The organism is Kitasatospora sp. NBC_00374 (genome assembly GCF_041434935.1).
Lineage (GTDB): Bacteria > Actinomycetota > Actinomycetes > Streptomycetales > Streptomycetaceae > Kitasatospora.
Genome location: NZ_CP107964.1, coordinates 5,163,800 through 5,178,122, shown reverse-complemented (window position 1 = coordinate 5,178,122; position 14,323 = coordinate 5,163,800). Strand labels below are relative to the sequence as shown.

Below are 14,323 nucleotides of genomic sequence, written 5' to 3'. Positions count from 1 at the left end.
GCCAGCTGCGGCAGCTGCGCGACCTGCGGACCAGGGAACGCAGCCGGATGCAGCGCACCGAGAGCACCGGCGGCAGCTCCGCCCGGGCCCGGCTGGACCAGCCGCGCACCGGCCGGCCGGGCCTGATCACCCTGCCGACGTACGACCCGGAGGCGTTCGGCAAGCTCTCCGAGCGGATCGCCCGCTTCCTCGGCACCGGCCGGTTCATCGTCTGGATGACGGTCGTGGTCCTGATGTGGGTGATCTGGAACACCCTCCTTCCGGACAAGGTGCACTTCGACGACTACCCCTTCATCTTCCTGACCCTGATGCTCTCGCTGCAGGCCTCCTACGCGGCGCCGCTGATCCTGCTGGCGCAGAACCGCCAGGACGACCGGGACCGGGTCAACATGGAACAGGACCGCGCCCGCAGCGACCGCAACATCGCCGACACGGAGTACCTGACCCGGGAGGTCGCGGCCCTGCGGCAGGGTCTCGGCGAGGTGGCCACCCGGGACTTCCTCCGCTCCGAACTGCAGTCGCTGCTCAAGGAGCTGGACGAACGGCGGGACACCTCCGAGGTGCTGTGACCGGCGGCACGTTACTGGGGCGTCGGGTGCCCCGCGCCGCGCCGTACCATCAAGGCATGGCCAACGAGACAGAGGTTGCGGCCGGCGTGACGGAGGAGTCCGTACGCAAGGCCCTGGCGACGGTGCACGACCCGGAGATCAACCGTCCGATCACCGAGATCGGGATGGTGAAATCCGTCGACATCGCCGCCGACGGCGCGGTGCGCGTCGCGGTCTACCTGACCGTCTCCGGCTGCCCGATGCGCGAGACCATCACCAACCGGGTCACCGAGGCCGTCGGCCGGGTGCCCGGGGTGACGGGTGTCGAGGTCGAGCTCGACGTGATGAGCGACGAGCAGCGCAAGGAGCTCTCCCAGCTGCTGCGCGGCGGCGCCCCCGAACGCGAGATCGCCTTCGCCAAGCCCGGCACGCTGACCCGGGTGTACGCGGTGGCCTCCGGCAAGGGCGGCGTCGGCAAGTCGTCCGTGACGGTCAACCTGGCCGCCGCGATGGCCGCCGACGGCCTGAAGGTCGGCGTCGTGGACGCGGACATCTACGGCCACAGCGTGCCGCGGATGCTCGGCGTCGAGGGCCGCCCGACCCAGGTCCAGGACATGATCATGCCGCCGTCGGCGAACGGCGTGAAGGTCATCTCGATCGGCATGTTCACCCCGGGCAACGCCCCGGTGGTGTGGCGCGGCCCGATGCTCCACCGCGCGCTGCAGCAGTTCCTCGCCGACGTCTACTGGGGCGACCTGGACGTGCTGCTGCTCGACCTGCCGCCCGGCACCGGCGACATCGCCATCTCGGTGGCCCAGCTGGTGCCGAACGCCGAGATCCTGATCGTCACCACCCCGCAGATGGCCGCCGCCGAGGTGGCCGAGCGGGCCGGCACCATCGCGCTGCAGACCCACCAGAAGATCGTCGGCGTGATCGAGAACATGTCGGGCATGCCCTGCCCGCACTGCGACGAGATGATCGACGTCTTCGGCACCGGCGGCGGCCAGACCGTCGCCGACGCGCTGACCCGCTCGGTCGGCGCCACCGTGCCGGTGCTCGGCTCGATCCCGATCGACGTCCGGCTGCGCGAGGGCGGCGACGACGGCCGCCCGGTCGTCCTGGCCGCCCCCGACTCCCCGGCCGCCGCCGCCCTGCGCACCGTGGCCGGCAAGCTCGGCGGCCGCCAGCGCGGCCTGTCCGGCCTCTCGCTGGGGCTGACCCCGAAGAACAAGTTCTGACTCAGGCGGCCATCCGCTCCGCAGGAATCTGAGGCGGCCCCGGGACTCCGTGTCCCGGGGCCGCTTCGGCGTTCACCGGCCGGAGCGCGGCGATCCGGGCGGGGGCGGCCGGGGTGACCCGGGGCGCCCGGGCGGCCGCGGGGCGGGTGGCGGCGGACCGGGCGGCCGCGGTGCGGGCCACGTGGAGCATCACGTACGCGGTGCGGACGAAGCCCAGCGTGAAGGCCGCGCCGAGCACCGGGAACAGCACCGAGCCGGCGAGCGCACGGTCCAGCGCGTAGCCGGCGAACAGGGCGTACGTCGCGATGTTGACCGTGAGCAGGGGCCAACCGGAGTCCGTCGCGGACCGGTTCAGACGTTGCCGGATCGTGCGCGGCCCGCCCACCGGGTGCGGGCCGAATCGCTGCTTGAGCGTGGGTCGAGGAGGTCGCTGCGCCATGGGCCCCATGACACCGTCGGGGCCCCCGCCCGCGCAATCCTCCGGCCGCGGGTTTGGCAGGTCGCCCCGGCTGCCCCGCGAGGGCCCCCTGACGGGGTCTCAGCGACCCTGGTAGCCCGAGAGGTCCGGGAGTGCCCCGAAGCCCACGCCGTAGGCGCTGACCCCGCGCCCGTACGCGCCGAGCAGGACCCCGGGTGCCTCGCCCGCCAGCACCCAGCCGTACTCGGACTCCCGGTAGCGGAAGGGCTGCGGCAGGCCGTTCACCGGAAGGGTGAGCGAGGACCAGCCGGGGCCGTCGAGGTCGTCGGCGAGGTCCCAGGCGAGGTTGGACTGCTGGTCGAGCCAGTCCTGGCGCAGGGTGCGGTCCAGCTGGCCGGGCCAGGTCGAGGCGAGCAGGCCGGAGCCGGCCAGCCAGGCCGCCGAGGAGGCCGAGGTGGCTTCCAGGGTGCCGGTGTTGTCCGCGCTGCGGCGCCCCGGCCTGCGGGCGACCGTGACCACCACGGCGAAGCGCCGGACGTCCCGGGCCTCCGGCTGCTTGGCCGGCTCGTCACCGTGGCCCAGCGAGCCGTAGTCCGCGCCCTCGTTCTGCGGTCCGGGCCTCGCGCCGGGGCCGGCGCCGACCTGGCCGAGCCACCGGCGGCCGGTCCAGCCGTCGTCCAGGCCGTACCAGGGGAAGTCGGCCGCCAGGTACGGCGCCAGCGGGTCGACCGGAGCGGCCGCCGCCTTCCTGCCCGTCACCGGGCGCTGCGGCCCGGCCGGGGGCGTACCGGGCTCCCCCGCCGGGGCCGTCCCCACCGCACCACTCCTCGCGTCCATCCGGCCGCCTCCTCCACAACTGTGTCCGACCGCGGCGCGCTCCATCCCGGCGCCCCCCGCGGCATTCAGCACAATAGCGGCGGACACGGCTGTGCCCCGCTCAGCCGGGCGGCGGGGCGGGGCGCGAGTACACGGCCGGTCGGGTCGGTCAGGTGGCGTCGGGGTCGAACGGCGGCCGCTCGTCGGCGGCCAGCGGGGTGCCGACGGCCTTGCTCAGGTTGGCGGCGGCGGGGGTGGCGGCGGCCGCGGCCGCGCCGGCGGGCTCGTCGTTCAGCGCGGACTTGAGGTCCAGGCCGTCCTTGAGCTCCTTGAACCCCAGGGGGTCCTCGGTGCTGCCGAGCAGTTGCTTGCGGACGAAGGTCTTCGGGTGGAGGTCCTGGAACTCGAAGTCCTTGAAGTCCGGTCCGAGCTCGCTGCGGATGTCCTCCTTGGCGCTGTCCGCGAACGACCGGATCTTGCGGACGAACCCCATGGTGTCCTGGATGAGCTTCGGAAGCTTGTCCGGCCCGAAGACCACCACGGCCATCACGAGCAGGGTGATGACCTCCAGTGGGCCTATGTCTGTGAACACGTAAGCTCCCCAGCTCCTGTTGAACGAACCCGATGAGCTCTGCGGACAGGGACAACGGTCATTACAGCGTAATGGCCACCGGCCGGTCCATGCCCCACCGCGGATGAAGCGGTGGTGAAGACCACCGGTGGCCGGCCCGCCGGAGCAGGGCGGGCCCGCGGGCCGGTCTCAGCGCAGGGGCTGGTTCGGGTAGCCCACCGGGGTGGCGCCCGACTGGGCGGGGCGCTGCTGCTGGGCCCCGGGGGACGGGGAGGTGAGCACCCGGTGCATCGGGTAGTCCACCGGCAGTTCCGCGGTGACCGGCAGGACCGCCCCGGAGCCGGGGCTGCGGACGGGGGTGACCGTGGTGCTGTGCTGCTCGTCGGCCGCGCCTGTGAGGCTGCTGCCGACCCCGCCGAGCGTGACGGCGGCCACCGAGAAGGCCCCGGCGGCGGCGAAGACGAACCGGCGGCCGAACGGAGCGGCCGAACGGAGTACCGGGGCCTCGGCCGCGGCGGCCAGCGGCCGCACCGACGGCAGGACGCCGCGCCGCGCGGCGCCGAAGGGCAGCGGGCCGGGGCGCTCCGCGCGGGGGTCGACACCCGGTATCGGGGCCTGCGCGCCGAGCGCGCCGCCGCCGAAGGACGAGCCCGCGCCGCGGCCGAAGGAGCCGCCCGTCAGCCGGCTGCCGCCGAGCGTGCCGGCGGCCTCGGGTGCCGGGGCGGTGATCCCGCCGCCCGGCCCGGGGCCGTCACCGTGCTCGCCGTCCGGCAGGGCGGCGACGGCCATCAGCCGGGACATCAGCATCGAGGACGGGGCAGGAGTGCCCGTCCGCGTCAGGAGGTGCTTGACGGCGCGGCCCTCGTCGGCCTCGGCGAGGCACTCGGGGCAGGTCGCCAGGTGCGCCTGGACGCGCTCGCGGGAGTCGTGGCCGAGCTCGCCGTCCAGGTAGGCGGAGAGCCGGTCGCCCAGGTGGTGCTCGTCCGCGGCGGGCTCGGCGGACCGCCCGGGGACGGGGCGCAGCCCAATGGTCTGGTCCTCACCGCGCCGGCCCAGCAGGGCCCGGCCCGCCCCGCGTCGTCCGCGGCCGGCGTCGGTCGGGCCGCCGCCGTTCACGAGCCCCTCCGATCGCTCTCACCGGTCGGCGCGACGCCGACCGGCAGCGGCTCCTCGGAGCCGCCGCGACGGGCCCGGCCGGGCGCGATGCCGGGGGCGCGGTGCTTGAGCGCGGCCCGCAGGTGCGAGCGGCCGCGGTGGATCCGGCTGCGGACGGTGCCGAGCTTCACGCCGAGGGTGGCGGCGATCTCCTCGTACGAGAGGCCCTCGATGTCGCAGAGGACCACGGCGGCGCGGAACTCGGGCGCGAGGGTGTCCAGCGCCTGCTGGACGTCGGCGTCGAAGTGGGTGTCGCTGAAATGCTGGGCGGGGCTGGGCTCGCGGCTGGGCAGCCGCTCGGCGGCGTCGTCCCCGAGGGCGTCGAAGCGGATCCGCTGGCGTCGGCGGACCATGTCGAGGAAGAGGTTGGTGGTGATCCGGTGCAGCCAGCCCTCGAAGGTGCCGGGGGTGTAGGTGGACAGCGAACGGAAGACCCGGACGAAGACCTCCTGCGTCAGGTCCTCGGCGTCGTGCTGATTGCCCGTCAGGCGGTAGGCCAGGCGGTAGACGCGGGCGCTGTGCGCCTCGACGATCTCCTCCCAGCTGGGCGGCGTCCAGCCCTGCGCGTCGGGCCCCTCTGCGAAGGTCGCGCGCGTGGCGGCGACCTCGGCCACCGTGTGGTCGGCTGCGGTCGACTTGTCCAGGGGGGTTTGCACAGACTGGTTCATCACGGGCTTCGGCGTACGGGCCGACGAGGTGCCGCGGGCGTGCCGCTGCACAGGGACGTCGCCCTCGGCCACACCTCCTCGGTCGGCTCTTCTGCCCAGCAGGGCCACCACCATATCCACCTCACCCGTCAGTTCTGGATAAGAGCGCCCGGCTGCCCCCTTGACCGGGCAACCTGTCTGCCTCGGCCGGGTGGTGCGCACTCGGATCGCCCGCTCCCGTGATGGGACAACGGCCGGTCGCCGAACGCGGTTCCCGCCCGGCCAGTAGTCTGTGGCTGAAAATGTCGACATCAGGTCGGCATCAGCCGCTCGGGGAGAGGCAGCCATCACCGACTTCGGGCCCGCGCGCGCGGCCCTCGCGGACACCTACGTGGGCGAGGACGCGGTGCTGACCTACGCCCGGGCCCAGTCCGCGCGGACCGGCATCCGGGCGATCGGGCCGAGCGGCGGCGCCTGCCTGCGGCTCATCGCCGCGGCGCTGGACGCCAAGGCGGTGGCGGAGATCGGCACCGGCACCGGCGTATCGGGGGTCTACCTGCTGCGCGGGATGCGGCCGGACGGAGTGCTGACCACCGTCGACTCGGAGCCGGTGCGCCAGCAGTACGCCCGGGAGGCGTACCACGCGGCCGGTTTCGCGGCGAACCGCTCCCGGTTCATCCCCGGCCGGGCGCTGGACGTGCTGCCGCGGCTCGCCGACGGCCAGTACGACCTGGTGTTCTGCGACGGCGACCCGGCCGAGTCCCAGGACTACCTTGCAGAATCGTTGCGCCTTCTGAGACCGGGCGGGATGGTCTGTTTCGAAGGGGTGTTCCAGGAGGGCCGACTGGCGGAACCCGACCACAACGACCCCCAGACGCACGCCGTCCGCGAGCTGGTCCGCGAGGTCAGGGACAGCGACCGGCTGCTGCCCGCCCTGCTCCCGGTCAGCGACGGACTGCTCTGCGCCGTCAAGCGCTGAGAGCGCCGCCCGCACCGGCCGGCCGAGTCCGGCCAAATCCGTACGGGAGCGCCGAGGGGACGGCGACAAGGACACTGCGAAGGGCCCGCGTCCGGTTCGGACGCGGGCCCCGCACACAGCTCCGGGAGAAGAGGGCAGCTCCCGCTAGGTCAGTCGCAGACCTTCTTCAGGGCCTCGCCCAGCTCTTCGGCCTCCTGAGGCGTGAGTTCCACCACCAGGCGTCCACCGCCTTCGAGCGGAACGCGCATGATGATGCCTCGCCCCTCTTTGGTGACCTCGAGCGGGCCGTCACCCGTCCGCGGCTTCATGGCCGCCATGCTCGTTCCCCTTCCTGCAACCGCGCAGCTCCGTACCGGAAGTCCGTCCACCGCCGGTATCGAACGCATTGATCGGAAGCCATTATCCCGCATGCAGCGCCCCAATGACCAACATCACCCCCCGCACCGGCCTCCGAAGGCCCCTCGGAGCCGTCCCGGGAGCGGTCCCGGGCCGCTCGGGACGGTGTTCGACCCGCTCCGGCGAGGTGCGATACCTCACACTCCCCAGGGCCGCCCGCACTCCGTCATGCTGGCCTGGCATCCGTGCAAGGACCGCCCCACGACATCCGGGAGCCCTCAGCCCATGACCGACTCCGTGCTGTACGAACTCGACAACGGACTGGCCGTCATCACGATCAACCGGCCGGAGGCGATGAACGCCCTGGACGTGCCCACCAAGATCGCCCTGCGTGACACCGTGACCGCGGCCGCGGAGGACCCCGCCGTCCGCGCGGTGCTGCTGACCGGAGCGGGCGAGCGGGCGTTCTGCGTCGGGCAGGACCTCAAGGAGCACCTCGGCCTGCTCAAGCGCGCCGAGGAGACCGGAGAGGCCCCTCTGAAGACCGTGGCGGAGCACTACAACCCGCTGGTGCGCGCCCTCGCCGGGATGCGCAAGCCCACCGTGGCCGCGGTCGGCGGCGTCGCCGCGGGTGCCGGGGCCTCGCTCGCCTTCGCCTGCGACTTCCGGATCGTCGCGGACACGGCCGGCTTCAACACCGCCTTCGCCGGGATCGCCCTCACCGCGGACTCCGGCGCCTCCTGGACGCTGCCCCGGCTGGTCGGCCACGCCCGCGCCACCGAGCTGCTGATGTTCCCGCGCACCGTGAAGGCGGACGAGGCGCTCGGCCTGGGCCTGGCCACCAGGGTCGTCCCGGCCGGCGAACTGGCCGCCACCGCACGCGAGTTCGCCCGGCAGCTCGCCGAGGGCCCGACCGTCGCGTACGGCGCCATCAAGGCCTCGCTCAGCTACGGCGCCGACCACTCGCTGAGCGAACTGCTCGACAAGGAGGACGAGTTGCAGACCCTGGCCGGGGACAGTGAGGACCACCGGATCGCGGTGCGCGCCTTCCTCGCCAAGGAGAAGCCGGTCTACCTCGGGCGTTGATCCGGCCCCGGCGCCGCGTCTTCCACAGGCGCCGGCAGCTCAACGCCCGGTGCGCACATGGCAGTCGGCGAGGTGGTCGTCCACCAGTCCGCAGGCCTGCATCAGGGCGTAGGCGGTGGTCGGCCCCACGAAGCGGAAGCCGTTCTTCTTCAACTCCTTGGCCAGCGCCGTCGACTCGGGCGTGACGGCCGGCACCTCGGCCAGTGTGCGGGGGGCCGGCCGGTCCGGGTCTGCGGCGAAGCGCCAGACCAACGCGTCCAGCCCGCCGTCCAGTTCACGGGCGGCCCGGGCGTTGGCCACGGTCGCCTCGATCTTCGCCCGATTGCGGATGATGCCCTCGTCCTGCAGCAGCCGCTCGGTGTCGGCCGGGCCGAACTCGGCCACCTCGGCGATCCGGAACCCCGCGAAGGCCGCCCGGAACCCCTCCCTGCGCCGCAGGATGGTGATCCAGGACAGCCCGGACTGGAAGGCCTCCAGCGAGATCCGCTCGAACAGCGGGTCCTCGCCGTGCACCGGCCGGCCCCACTCGGTGTCGTGGTAGACCCGGTAGTCGTCGGTCGACTCGCCCCAGCCGCAGCGCAGCAGGCCGTCCGGGCCGAGCAGCGCGCCGGTCAACGGTCGCCGGACCGGTCGGCCGGATGCTCCGCGTCGGCCTCGGTGCCGTCCTGCGGCTCGGTCCCGGAGCCGCCGACCACCTTGGCGAAGGCCTCCAGGCCGGGCAACGGCTCCACGCCGGCCTCGGTCTCCGGTGCGGCCTCGACGGCACCGCGGACGACCGCGGACGCCTCCAGTTCGGCGATCCGGGCGTCCCGCCCCGCCAACTCGGCGGCGAGCCGGTCGAGCACGTCGTCCACCTCGTCCATCCGGTAGCCGCGCAGGGCCATCGGCAGCCGCAGGCCGTCCACGTCCTGCCGGCTCAGCGGGCGGTCCTGCGGGAGCCGGACCGCCAGCCGGTCCCGCTCCGCCTCCGGCAGTGAGCCGCCCCCGCCCAGCGCCACCAGTGCGGCGCCGCCGACGACCACGGCCATCGCCACCACGATCACCCAGAACACGAGCTGTCCTCCAGAGTTCCCGGTCGGCCCCGACAGAGGTGGGATCATGGTCCCCAGTAGGCCGGGGCCCATCATTGCACCCGGGGAAGCTGTGGAGGAGACACCGGTGGCACTGCGCCTTGGCCCGCGAGAGTTCGGCGACGACGAACTGGTGATCATGGCCATCGTCAACCGCACCCCGGACTCCTTCTTCGACCGGGGCGCGACCTTCGCCGACGAGGCGGCCTTCGCCGCCGCCGACCGCGCGATGGCGGACGGCGCGGCCATCCTCGACATCGGCGGGGTCAAGGCCGGGCCCGGCGAGGAGGTCACGGTCGAGGAGGAGCTGCGGCGCACCGTGCCGTTCGTCGCGGAGCTGCGCAAGCGCCACCCCGACGCCGTCATCAGCGTCGACACCTGGCGGCACGAGGTCGGCGAGGCCGTCTGCGAGGCCGGCGCCGACCTGCTCAACGACGCCTGGGGCGGCGCCGATCCGAGGCTCGCCGAGGTGGCCGCCCGGTTCGACGTCGGTCTGGTCTGCACCCACGCGGGCCGCGCCGAACCGCGCACCCGGCCGCACCGGATCGGCTACCGGGACGTGATGGCCGACATCCTGGAGGTCACCCTCGGACTGGCCGAACGGGCGGCCGCACTCGGGGTGCGGCGGGACGCGCTGATCATCGACCCGGGCCACGACTTCGGCAAGAACACCCGGCACTCGCTGGAGGCCACCCGCCGGCTGCCCGAGATGACCGCGACCGGGTTCCCGGTGCTGGTCTCGCTCTCCAACAAGGACTTCGTCGGCGAGACCCTGGACCGCCCGGTGGACGAGCGGCTGCTCGGCACCCTGGCCACCACCGCCGTCTCCGCCTGGCTGGGCGCCCGGATCTACCGGGCACACCAGGTCGCCGAGACCCGCCAGGTGCTCGACATGGTGGCCTCGATCCGCGGCACCCGGCCCCCGGCGGTCGCCCGCCGCGGACTGGCGTGACCCTCCGGGCCCGGCCCGCCCCGGGCGCCCGGTCGGGTGCCGACGGTCACGGTCGGGACCGGCACCGGGCGCTCGGACACCCGGCGTTCGGACACCCGGCGCGCGAAGGAGTGCGCACGGGCGGGCGGAGCCTTCGGCCGCCGCGAGGCCTCAGACCTCCGTGCCGTTCGGCCGGCGGCTCTCCTCGAGGATCTTGAGCACGTCGTCGACCTCGTCGGTGACGTGGAACAGCTCCAGGTCCTGCGGCGACGCCTTGCCCTGGGCGACCAGGGTGTTCTTCAGCCAGTCCACCAGTCCGCCCCAGTAGGCGGTGCCGAAGAGGATCACCGGGAAGCGGGTGACCTTCTTGGTCTGGACGAGGGTCAGTGCCTCGAACAGCTCGTCCAGCGTGCCCAGTCCGCCCGGCAGCACCACGAAGCCCTGCGAGTACTTCACGAACATCGTCTTGCGGACGAAGAAGTAGCGGAAGTTCAGCCCGAGGTCGACGAACTCGTTGAGCCCCTGCTCGAAGGGCAGCTCGATGCCGAGCCCCACGCTGAGCCCGCCGGCGTCCGAGGCGCCGCGGTTGGCGGCCTCCATCGCGCCCGGGCCGCCGCCGGTGATCACCGCGTAGCCGGCCTCGGACAGCGCCCGGCCGATCGCCACGCCGGCCGCGTACTCGGGTGAGTCGACCGCGGTCCGGGCCGATCCGAAGACGCTGATGGCGGTGGGGAGTTCGGCGAGCGCGCCGAAGCCCTCGACGAACTCCGAGGTGATCCGCCAGACCCGCCACGGGTCGGTGTGCAGCCAGTCGGTCGGGCCGGTGGTGTCCAGCAGCCGCTGATCGGTGGTGCTGGTACCGACCTGGTCGCGGCGCAGCAGCACCGGGCCCTTCTGCTTCTCCGGCCAGGGCGTCTTGCGCTCGGGCGCGCCGAACTCCTCCGGGCCGGACCCGTCGTTTCTGTCATCTCCGGTGGCTGTCATGACGAAACCCTACGCCCGCGATGACGGCTTTTCGGGAAACGCCGGAGGGCGTGGAGTGAAACCGCCGACGCCACGCCCCCGGTGGGCGCCGGTCAGGCCAGCCAGGCCCGCAGCCGCTGCTCGACCTCCGCGATCGCGGTCAGCGAGCAGTGCTCCTCCCGCTTGTGCGCCAGGTTCGGGTCGCCGGGGCCGTAGTTGACGGCCGGGACGCCCAGGGCCGAGAACCGGGCGACGTCCGTCCAGCCGAACTTGGCCCGGGCCCGGCCGCCGACCGCGGCCACGAAGGCCTTCGCGGCGGGCCGGCCGAGGCCCGGCAGGGCGCCGGGGGCGGAATCGGTCACCTCGACCCGGTAACCCTCGAAGACCTCGCGGACGTGGGCCTCGGCCTGGGCCTCGGAGCGGTCGGGCGCGTACCGGAAGTTGACGGTCACGACGCACTCGTCGGGGATGACGTTGCCGGCCACGCCTCCGTCGATCCGGACCGCGTTCAGACCCTCGCGGTACTCCAGGCCGTCGATCTCCACCGTGCGCGCCCGGTAGTCGGACAGCCGGGTGAGCACCTCGGCGGCGTGGTGGACGGCGTTGTCGCCGAGCCAGCTGCGGGCGGCGTGGGCGCGGGTGCCGGTGAGCGTGATCCGGGCCCGCAGGGTGCCCTGGCAGCCGCCCTCGACCACGGCGCCGCTGGGCTCCAGCAGGATGGCGAAGTCGGCGGCCAGCCAGTCGGGGTGGGCGGCGGCGAGATGGCCGAGGCCGTTGCGGGAGGCCTCGATCTCCTCGCAGTCGTAGAACACGAAGGTGAGGTCGCGGTTGGGCTCGGGCAGGGTCGCGGCCAGCCGCAGCTGGACGGCGACGCCGGACTTCATGTCGGAGGTGCCGCAGCCGTAGAGCAGGTCGCCGTCCACGTACGAGGGCACGTTGTCGGCGATCGGAACGGTGTCCAGGTGACCGGCGAGCAGGACCCGCTCGGCGCGGCCGAGCGTCGTGCGGGCGACCACGTTGTTGCCGTACCGGTCGACGGTGAGGTGCGGGTGGGCACGGAGCGCGGCCTCGACCGCGTCGGCGAGCGGCTGCTCGTCGCCGCTGACGGAGGGGAAGTCGACCAGCTGCGCGGTGAGGGCGCCGCCGTCGAGGGTCAGGTCGAGAGGCGTGTTCGGGCTGCTCATGGTCGCCAAGCGTATCCGTGCGGGAGGCTCCGGACGGCGCCGCGCCCGGGTGGCCTCGCAGGTCCGCGCGGTCGGACGGCAACCGGATCGGGGCACACGGTCGTCCGACTGGGTACGGTGTGCGGGCGGTGTGATCGGGCGAGAGGAGCCGAGGTGTCCGAGGTGACGAGCGACGGGCAGGCCGGCTCCGGTGCGAACGGGCGGCGCCGTCGGCCGCTGCGCCGGCTGCTGACCGGGCTGGTGGCGCTGATGGTGGTGGCCGGCCTGGTGGTGTACCTCAACCGGGACAAGCTGAGCGCCCCGGCCGAGGGCTGCAAGATCGACACCGCTGCCGGTTCGGGCACCCTGGACCTCACGCAGGCCGCCAACGCCGCGACCATCACCGCGGTGGCGCTCTCCCGAGGGCTGCCGGAGCGCGCGGTGACCATCGCGCTGGCGACCGCGATGCAGGAGTCCAAGATCCACAATCTGGAGGGCGGCGACCGCGACTCGGTCGGCCTCTTCCAGCAGCGGCCGTCGCAGGGCTGGGGCACCGCGGACCAGATCATGGACCCGGTGTACGCCACCAACAAGTTCCTGGACGGCCTGGTGAAGGTCCCCGGCTACGCCCGGCTGCCGCTCACGGACGCCGCCCAGCAGGTGCAGAAGAGCGGGTTCCCGCAGGCCTACGCCAAGCACGAGACCAACGCGACGCTGGTCTCCGCCGCGCTCACCGGCCGCGAGCCCGCCGCACTGACCTGCGTGGTGCACGAGCTGTCGGCTCCCGCTCCGGCCTCCCCGGCCGCCTCCTCGACCGCCGCGCCGGACGCCCCGCCGGCCACCGCGCAGGCGGGCGCCCAGGCGGGCGCGCAGCAGCCGGTCGCTCTGACCGAGCGGGTGCGCCGCGAGTTCGGCCGCGCGGTGGCCGTGTCGGCGGCGCCGAAGGCCTCGAAGGACCCGCGCGAGGTGCTGGCGCTGGCCCCGCAGCCGACCGCCAGCGCGGACTCCGGCCCGGGGGCGCAGCGGCAGGCCGGCTGGGCGGTGGCCCAGTGGGCGGTGGCGCAGGCCAGCGAGCTCGGGATCGGCAGTGTGCTGTTCGACGGCAAGGTGTGGCGGGTGGACCGGCCGAAGGACGGCTGGAAGGCGCAGAACGACGGTTCGGGCACCGACCGGGTCCTGGTGACCCTCGGCGCGCCGGTCAGGAAGTAGCCGCCCACCCCGGGCGCCGGCGTCCGCGCCCGCGTCCGGCGGCCCGGGTCGCCCGGTTGACGGACTGGTGCGCGGGTTACCGCCCAACGGGTGATTCAGGTCAATTCCGGGTTACCGCCACCGGTCGGCGAAAGGCCCGGAACGCACACCTCCGCCCACCCCCGGTCCGGCCTTGCCCGTCAAGGGGAGTGACGGTTCTGCAGCAGGCCTCCCGAAGGGGGAAATGTCTGGTATGCCAGAAAGAGGATCGTCCGATCTTTAGAAACCCTTTACCTTGACCGACCGAAACCTTCTCGCTCCTCTAGCGGTAATCACGTCGTCCGCCCGACGGGACACCCGTCGCCGGGGCACACGCCGGGCATCCTCACCTCTTAGGAGCACCATGTCTCACCCCCTCAAGCGCCGGATCGCCCAGGCCGCGCTGCTCGTCGCGGCAGCCGGCGCGGCCCCCATGGCCGTGGCCGGGACCGCGTCCGCCGCCGACCTGGTGCCGCCGACCGACCTGGGGGCCGGCCTGACGTCCACACTCGACGGCGCGCCCAGCTCGTCCTCGACGGTGCAGGACGCGGCCCACGAGTTCGGCCAGGTCGCCGGCGCGACCGGCGCCGAGACCGTCTCCACCGGCGTCCCGCTCGCCGCCGACGCGGCCGGCAAGACCGTCGCGCACGCCCTGCCGGACACCAACGAGTCCCTCGGCAAGGTGACCTCGCCGGCCGCCAAGACCGCCTCCGCCGTCGGCACGGTCTCCAAGCTGGCCGCCGTGGCCGGCCCGGCGCTGGCCGAGAAGGTCGGCCCGGCCGTCACCGACAAGATCGCCCCGTCCGTCACCGACAAGGTGGTCCCGGCCACCACCCGCAGCGCCTCCGCCACGACCTCGCCGCTCGGCGCGGCCGGCGGCCTGCTGCCCACCGGCGGACTGCCGACGAGCGCTCTGCCCGGCACGGACGCCCTCGCCGGCGTCACCCACGTCGTCCCCGGTGCCGACGCGCTGACCGGGCTGGCCCACCCGGCCGCGGAGAACCGTCTCGGCGGCGTCCCCGGCCTCGGCGGCGGCAGCAGCCCGCTGGACGGCCTGACCGGCAGCCTGGGCCCGATCGGCTCGCTGCTCGGCGGTGTGGGCGGCGGCGGTCTGCCCGGCCTCGGCTAAGGCTTGTCCGGCAGGCACCGGTCCGCCGTCACCGGCTGACGGAACC

17 protein-coding genes are annotated in these 14,323 nt (G+C 73.8%); 7 read left to right on the top strand and 10 right to left on the bottom strand.

Translation table 11 applies throughout. From position 1 onward, the window contains the following. Window positions 1-47: 47 nt before the first annotated feature. Window positions 48-569 carry a DUF1003 domain-containing protein gene (locus OG871_RS23345; RefSeq protein WP_371503397.1) on the top strand — a complete coding sequence of 174 codons (522 nt, stop codon included), beginning with the start codon at window positions 48-50 and terminating at the stop codon, window positions 567-569. A gap of 56 nt (window positions 570-625) precedes the next feature. Beyond that, entirely contained in the window at window positions 626-1,786 is a 1,161-nt protein-coding gene (locus OG871_RS23340; RefSeq protein WP_371498929.1) for an Mrp/NBP35 family ATP-binding protein, read from the top strand. Between the two features lies 1 nt (window position 1,787). On the opposite strand, the gene OG871_RS23335 is transcribed toward OG871_RS23340, so the two are convergent. The 5 genes from OG871_RS23335 to sigE all read right to left on the bottom strand — a co-directional run bounded on the left by OG871_RS23335 (window position 1,788) and on the right by sigE (window position 5,528). Then, complete coding sequence (locus tag OG871_RS23335) at window positions 1,788-2,225, bottom strand: hypothetical protein (protein ID WP_371498928.1); 438 nt, start codon at window positions 2,223-2,225, stop codon at window positions 1,788-1,790. A gap of 99 nt (window positions 2,226-2,324) precedes the next feature. Next, window positions 2,325-3,041, bottom strand: a complete 717-nt coding sequence (locus OG871_RS23330; protein ID WP_371498927.1) for a hypothetical protein — start codon at window positions 3,039-3,041, stop codon at window positions 2,325-2,327. 148 nt (window positions 3,042-3,189) lie between these two features. Next, a complete protein-coding gene (locus OG871_RS23325) occupies window positions 3,190-3,612 on the bottom strand; it encodes a sec-independent translocase (RefSeq protein WP_371498926.1) in 423 nt (140 codons plus the stop codon). Window positions 3,613-3,780: 168 nt separating this feature from the next. Beyond that, window positions 3,781-4,707, bottom strand: a complete 927-nt coding sequence (locus OG871_RS23320) for a zf-HC2 domain-containing protein (RefSeq protein ID WP_371498925.1) — start codon at window positions 4,705-4,707, stop codon at window positions 3,781-3,783. Next, window positions 4,704-5,528: an RNA polymerase sigma factor SigE gene (sigE, locus tag OG871_RS23315; RefSeq protein ID WP_371498924.1), complete on the bottom strand. Its 825-nt coding sequence runs from the start codon at window positions 5,526-5,528 to the stop codon at window positions 4,704-4,706. Before sigE ends, OG871_RS23320 begins: the two co-directional genes overlap by 4 nt. A 175-nt stretch (window positions 5,529-5,703) precedes the next feature. On the opposite strand from sigE, the gene OG871_RS23310 reads away from it, so the two are divergent. Further along, complete coding sequence (locus tag OG871_RS23310; RefSeq protein ID WP_371503396.1) at window positions 5,704-6,372, top strand: O-methyltransferase; 669 nt, start codon at window positions 5,704-5,706, stop codon at window positions 6,370-6,372. 149 nt (window positions 6,373-6,521) lie between these two features. Here OG871_RS23310 and OG871_RS23305 read toward each other — a convergent pair whose 3' ends face one another. Further along, the gene (locus tag OG871_RS23305) at window positions 6,522-6,689 is read right to left on the bottom strand and encodes a DUF3117 domain-containing protein (RefSeq protein WP_350637835.1); all 168 of its coding nucleotides are present in this window, start codon (window positions 6,687-6,689) and stop codon (window positions 6,522-6,524) included. Window positions 6,690-6,993: 304 nt separating this feature from the next. Here OG871_RS23305 and OG871_RS23300 point away from each other — a divergent pair, with 304 nt between their 5' ends. After that, the gene (locus OG871_RS23300) at window positions 6,994-7,794 is read left to right on the top strand and encodes an enoyl-CoA hydratase-related protein (RefSeq protein WP_371498923.1); all 801 of its coding nucleotides are present in this window, start codon (window positions 6,994-6,996) and stop codon (window positions 7,792-7,794) included. Between the two features lie 39 nt (window positions 7,795-7,833). Here the strand turns inward: OG871_RS23300 and OG871_RS23295 are convergent, their stop codons facing one another. After that, on the bottom strand, window positions 7,834-8,409 hold the full coding sequence (locus OG871_RS23295) for a DNA-3-methyladenine glycosylase I (protein WP_371498922.1): 576 nt from the start codon (window positions 8,407-8,409) through the stop codon (window positions 7,834-7,836). Next, window positions 8,406-8,846, bottom strand: a complete 441-nt coding sequence (locus OG871_RS23290; protein ID WP_371498921.1) for a DivIVA domain-containing protein — start codon at window positions 8,844-8,846, stop codon at window positions 8,406-8,408. Before OG871_RS23290 ends, OG871_RS23295 begins: the two co-directional genes overlap by 4 nt. Window positions 8,847-9,003: 157 nt before the next feature. Between OG871_RS23290 and folP the strand changes: the two genes are divergently transcribed. Further along, window positions 9,004-9,816: a dihydropteroate synthase gene (folP, locus tag OG871_RS23285; protein ID WP_371503395.1), complete on the top strand. Its 813-nt coding sequence runs from the start codon at window positions 9,004-9,006 to the stop codon at window positions 9,814-9,816. Window positions 9,817-9,966: 150 nt separating this feature from the next. Here folP and OG871_RS23280 read toward each other — a convergent pair whose 3' ends face one another. Both OG871_RS23280 and dapE read right to left on the bottom strand, forming a co-directional pair. Beyond that, a complete protein-coding gene (locus OG871_RS23280; protein ID WP_371498920.1) occupies window positions 9,967-10,779 on the bottom strand; it encodes a TIGR00730 family Rossman fold protein in 813 nt (270 codons plus the stop codon). Between the two features lie 92 nt (window positions 10,780-10,871). Further along, window positions 10,872-11,942: a succinyl-diaminopimelate desuccinylase gene (dapE, locus tag OG871_RS23275; RefSeq protein ID WP_371498919.1), complete on the bottom strand. Its 1,071-nt coding sequence runs from the start codon at window positions 11,940-11,942 to the stop codon at window positions 10,872-10,874. Window positions 11,943-12,095: 153 nt separating this feature from the next. Between dapE and OG871_RS23270 the strand changes: the two genes are divergently transcribed. Continuing rightward, the gene (locus tag OG871_RS23270) at window positions 12,096-13,130 is read left to right on the top strand and encodes a hypothetical protein (protein WP_371498918.1); all 1,035 of its coding nucleotides are present in this window, start codon (window positions 12,096-12,098) and stop codon (window positions 13,128-13,130) included. A gap of 382 nt (window positions 13,131-13,512) precedes the next feature. Further along, window positions 13,513-14,277, top strand: coding sequence for a hypothetical protein (locus OG871_RS23265; RefSeq protein WP_371498917.1), 765 nt, complete (start codon window positions 13,513-13,515; stop codon window positions 14,275-14,277). Window positions 14,278-14,323 lie beyond the last annotated feature (46 nt).

Excerpts from the sequence above, each read along its gene's own strand:
- OG871_RS23345 (WP_371503397.1), top strand. The coding sequence starts at position 48 with ATGCAGCGCACCGAGAGCACCGGCGGCAGCTCCGCCCGGGCCCGGCTG.
- OG871_RS23340 (WP_371498929.1), top strand. The coding sequence starts at position 626 with ATGGCCAACGAGACAGAGGTTGCGGCCGGCGTGACGGAGGAGTCCGTA.
- OG871_RS23335 (WP_371498928.1), bottom strand. The coding sequence starts at position 2,225 with ATGGCGCAGCGACCTCCTCGACCCACGCTCAAGCAGCGATTCGGCCCG.
- OG871_RS23330 (WP_371498927.1), bottom strand. The coding sequence starts at position 3,041 with ATGGACGCGAGGAGTGGTGCGGTGGGGACGGCCCCGGCGGGGGAGCCC.
- sigE (WP_371498924.1), bottom strand. The coding sequence starts at position 5,528 with ATGGTGGTGGCCCTGCTGGGCAGAAGAGCCGACCGAGGAGGTGTGGCC.
- OG871_RS23305 (WP_350637835.1), bottom strand. The coding sequence starts at position 6,689 with ATGGCGGCCATGAAGCCGCGGACGGGTGACGGCCCGCTCGAGGTCACC.
- OG871_RS23300 (WP_371498923.1), top strand. The coding sequence starts at position 6,994 with ATGACCGACTCCGTGCTGTACGAACTCGACAACGGACTGGCCGTCATC.
- folP (WP_371503395.1), top strand. The coding sequence starts at position 9,004 with ATGGCCATCGTCAACCGCACCCCGGACTCCTTCTTCGACCGGGGCGCG.
- OG871_RS23280 (WP_371498920.1), bottom strand. The coding sequence starts at position 10,779 with ATGACAGCCACCGGAGATGACAGAAACGACGGGTCCGGCCCGGAGGAG.
- dapE (WP_371498919.1), bottom strand. The coding sequence starts at position 11,942 with ATGAGCAGCCCGAACACGCCTCTCGACCTGACCCTCGACGGCGGCGCC.
- OG871_RS23265 (WP_371498917.1), top strand. The coding sequence starts at position 13,513 with ATGTCTCACCCCCTCAAGCGCCGGATCGCCCAGGCCGCGCTGCTCGTC.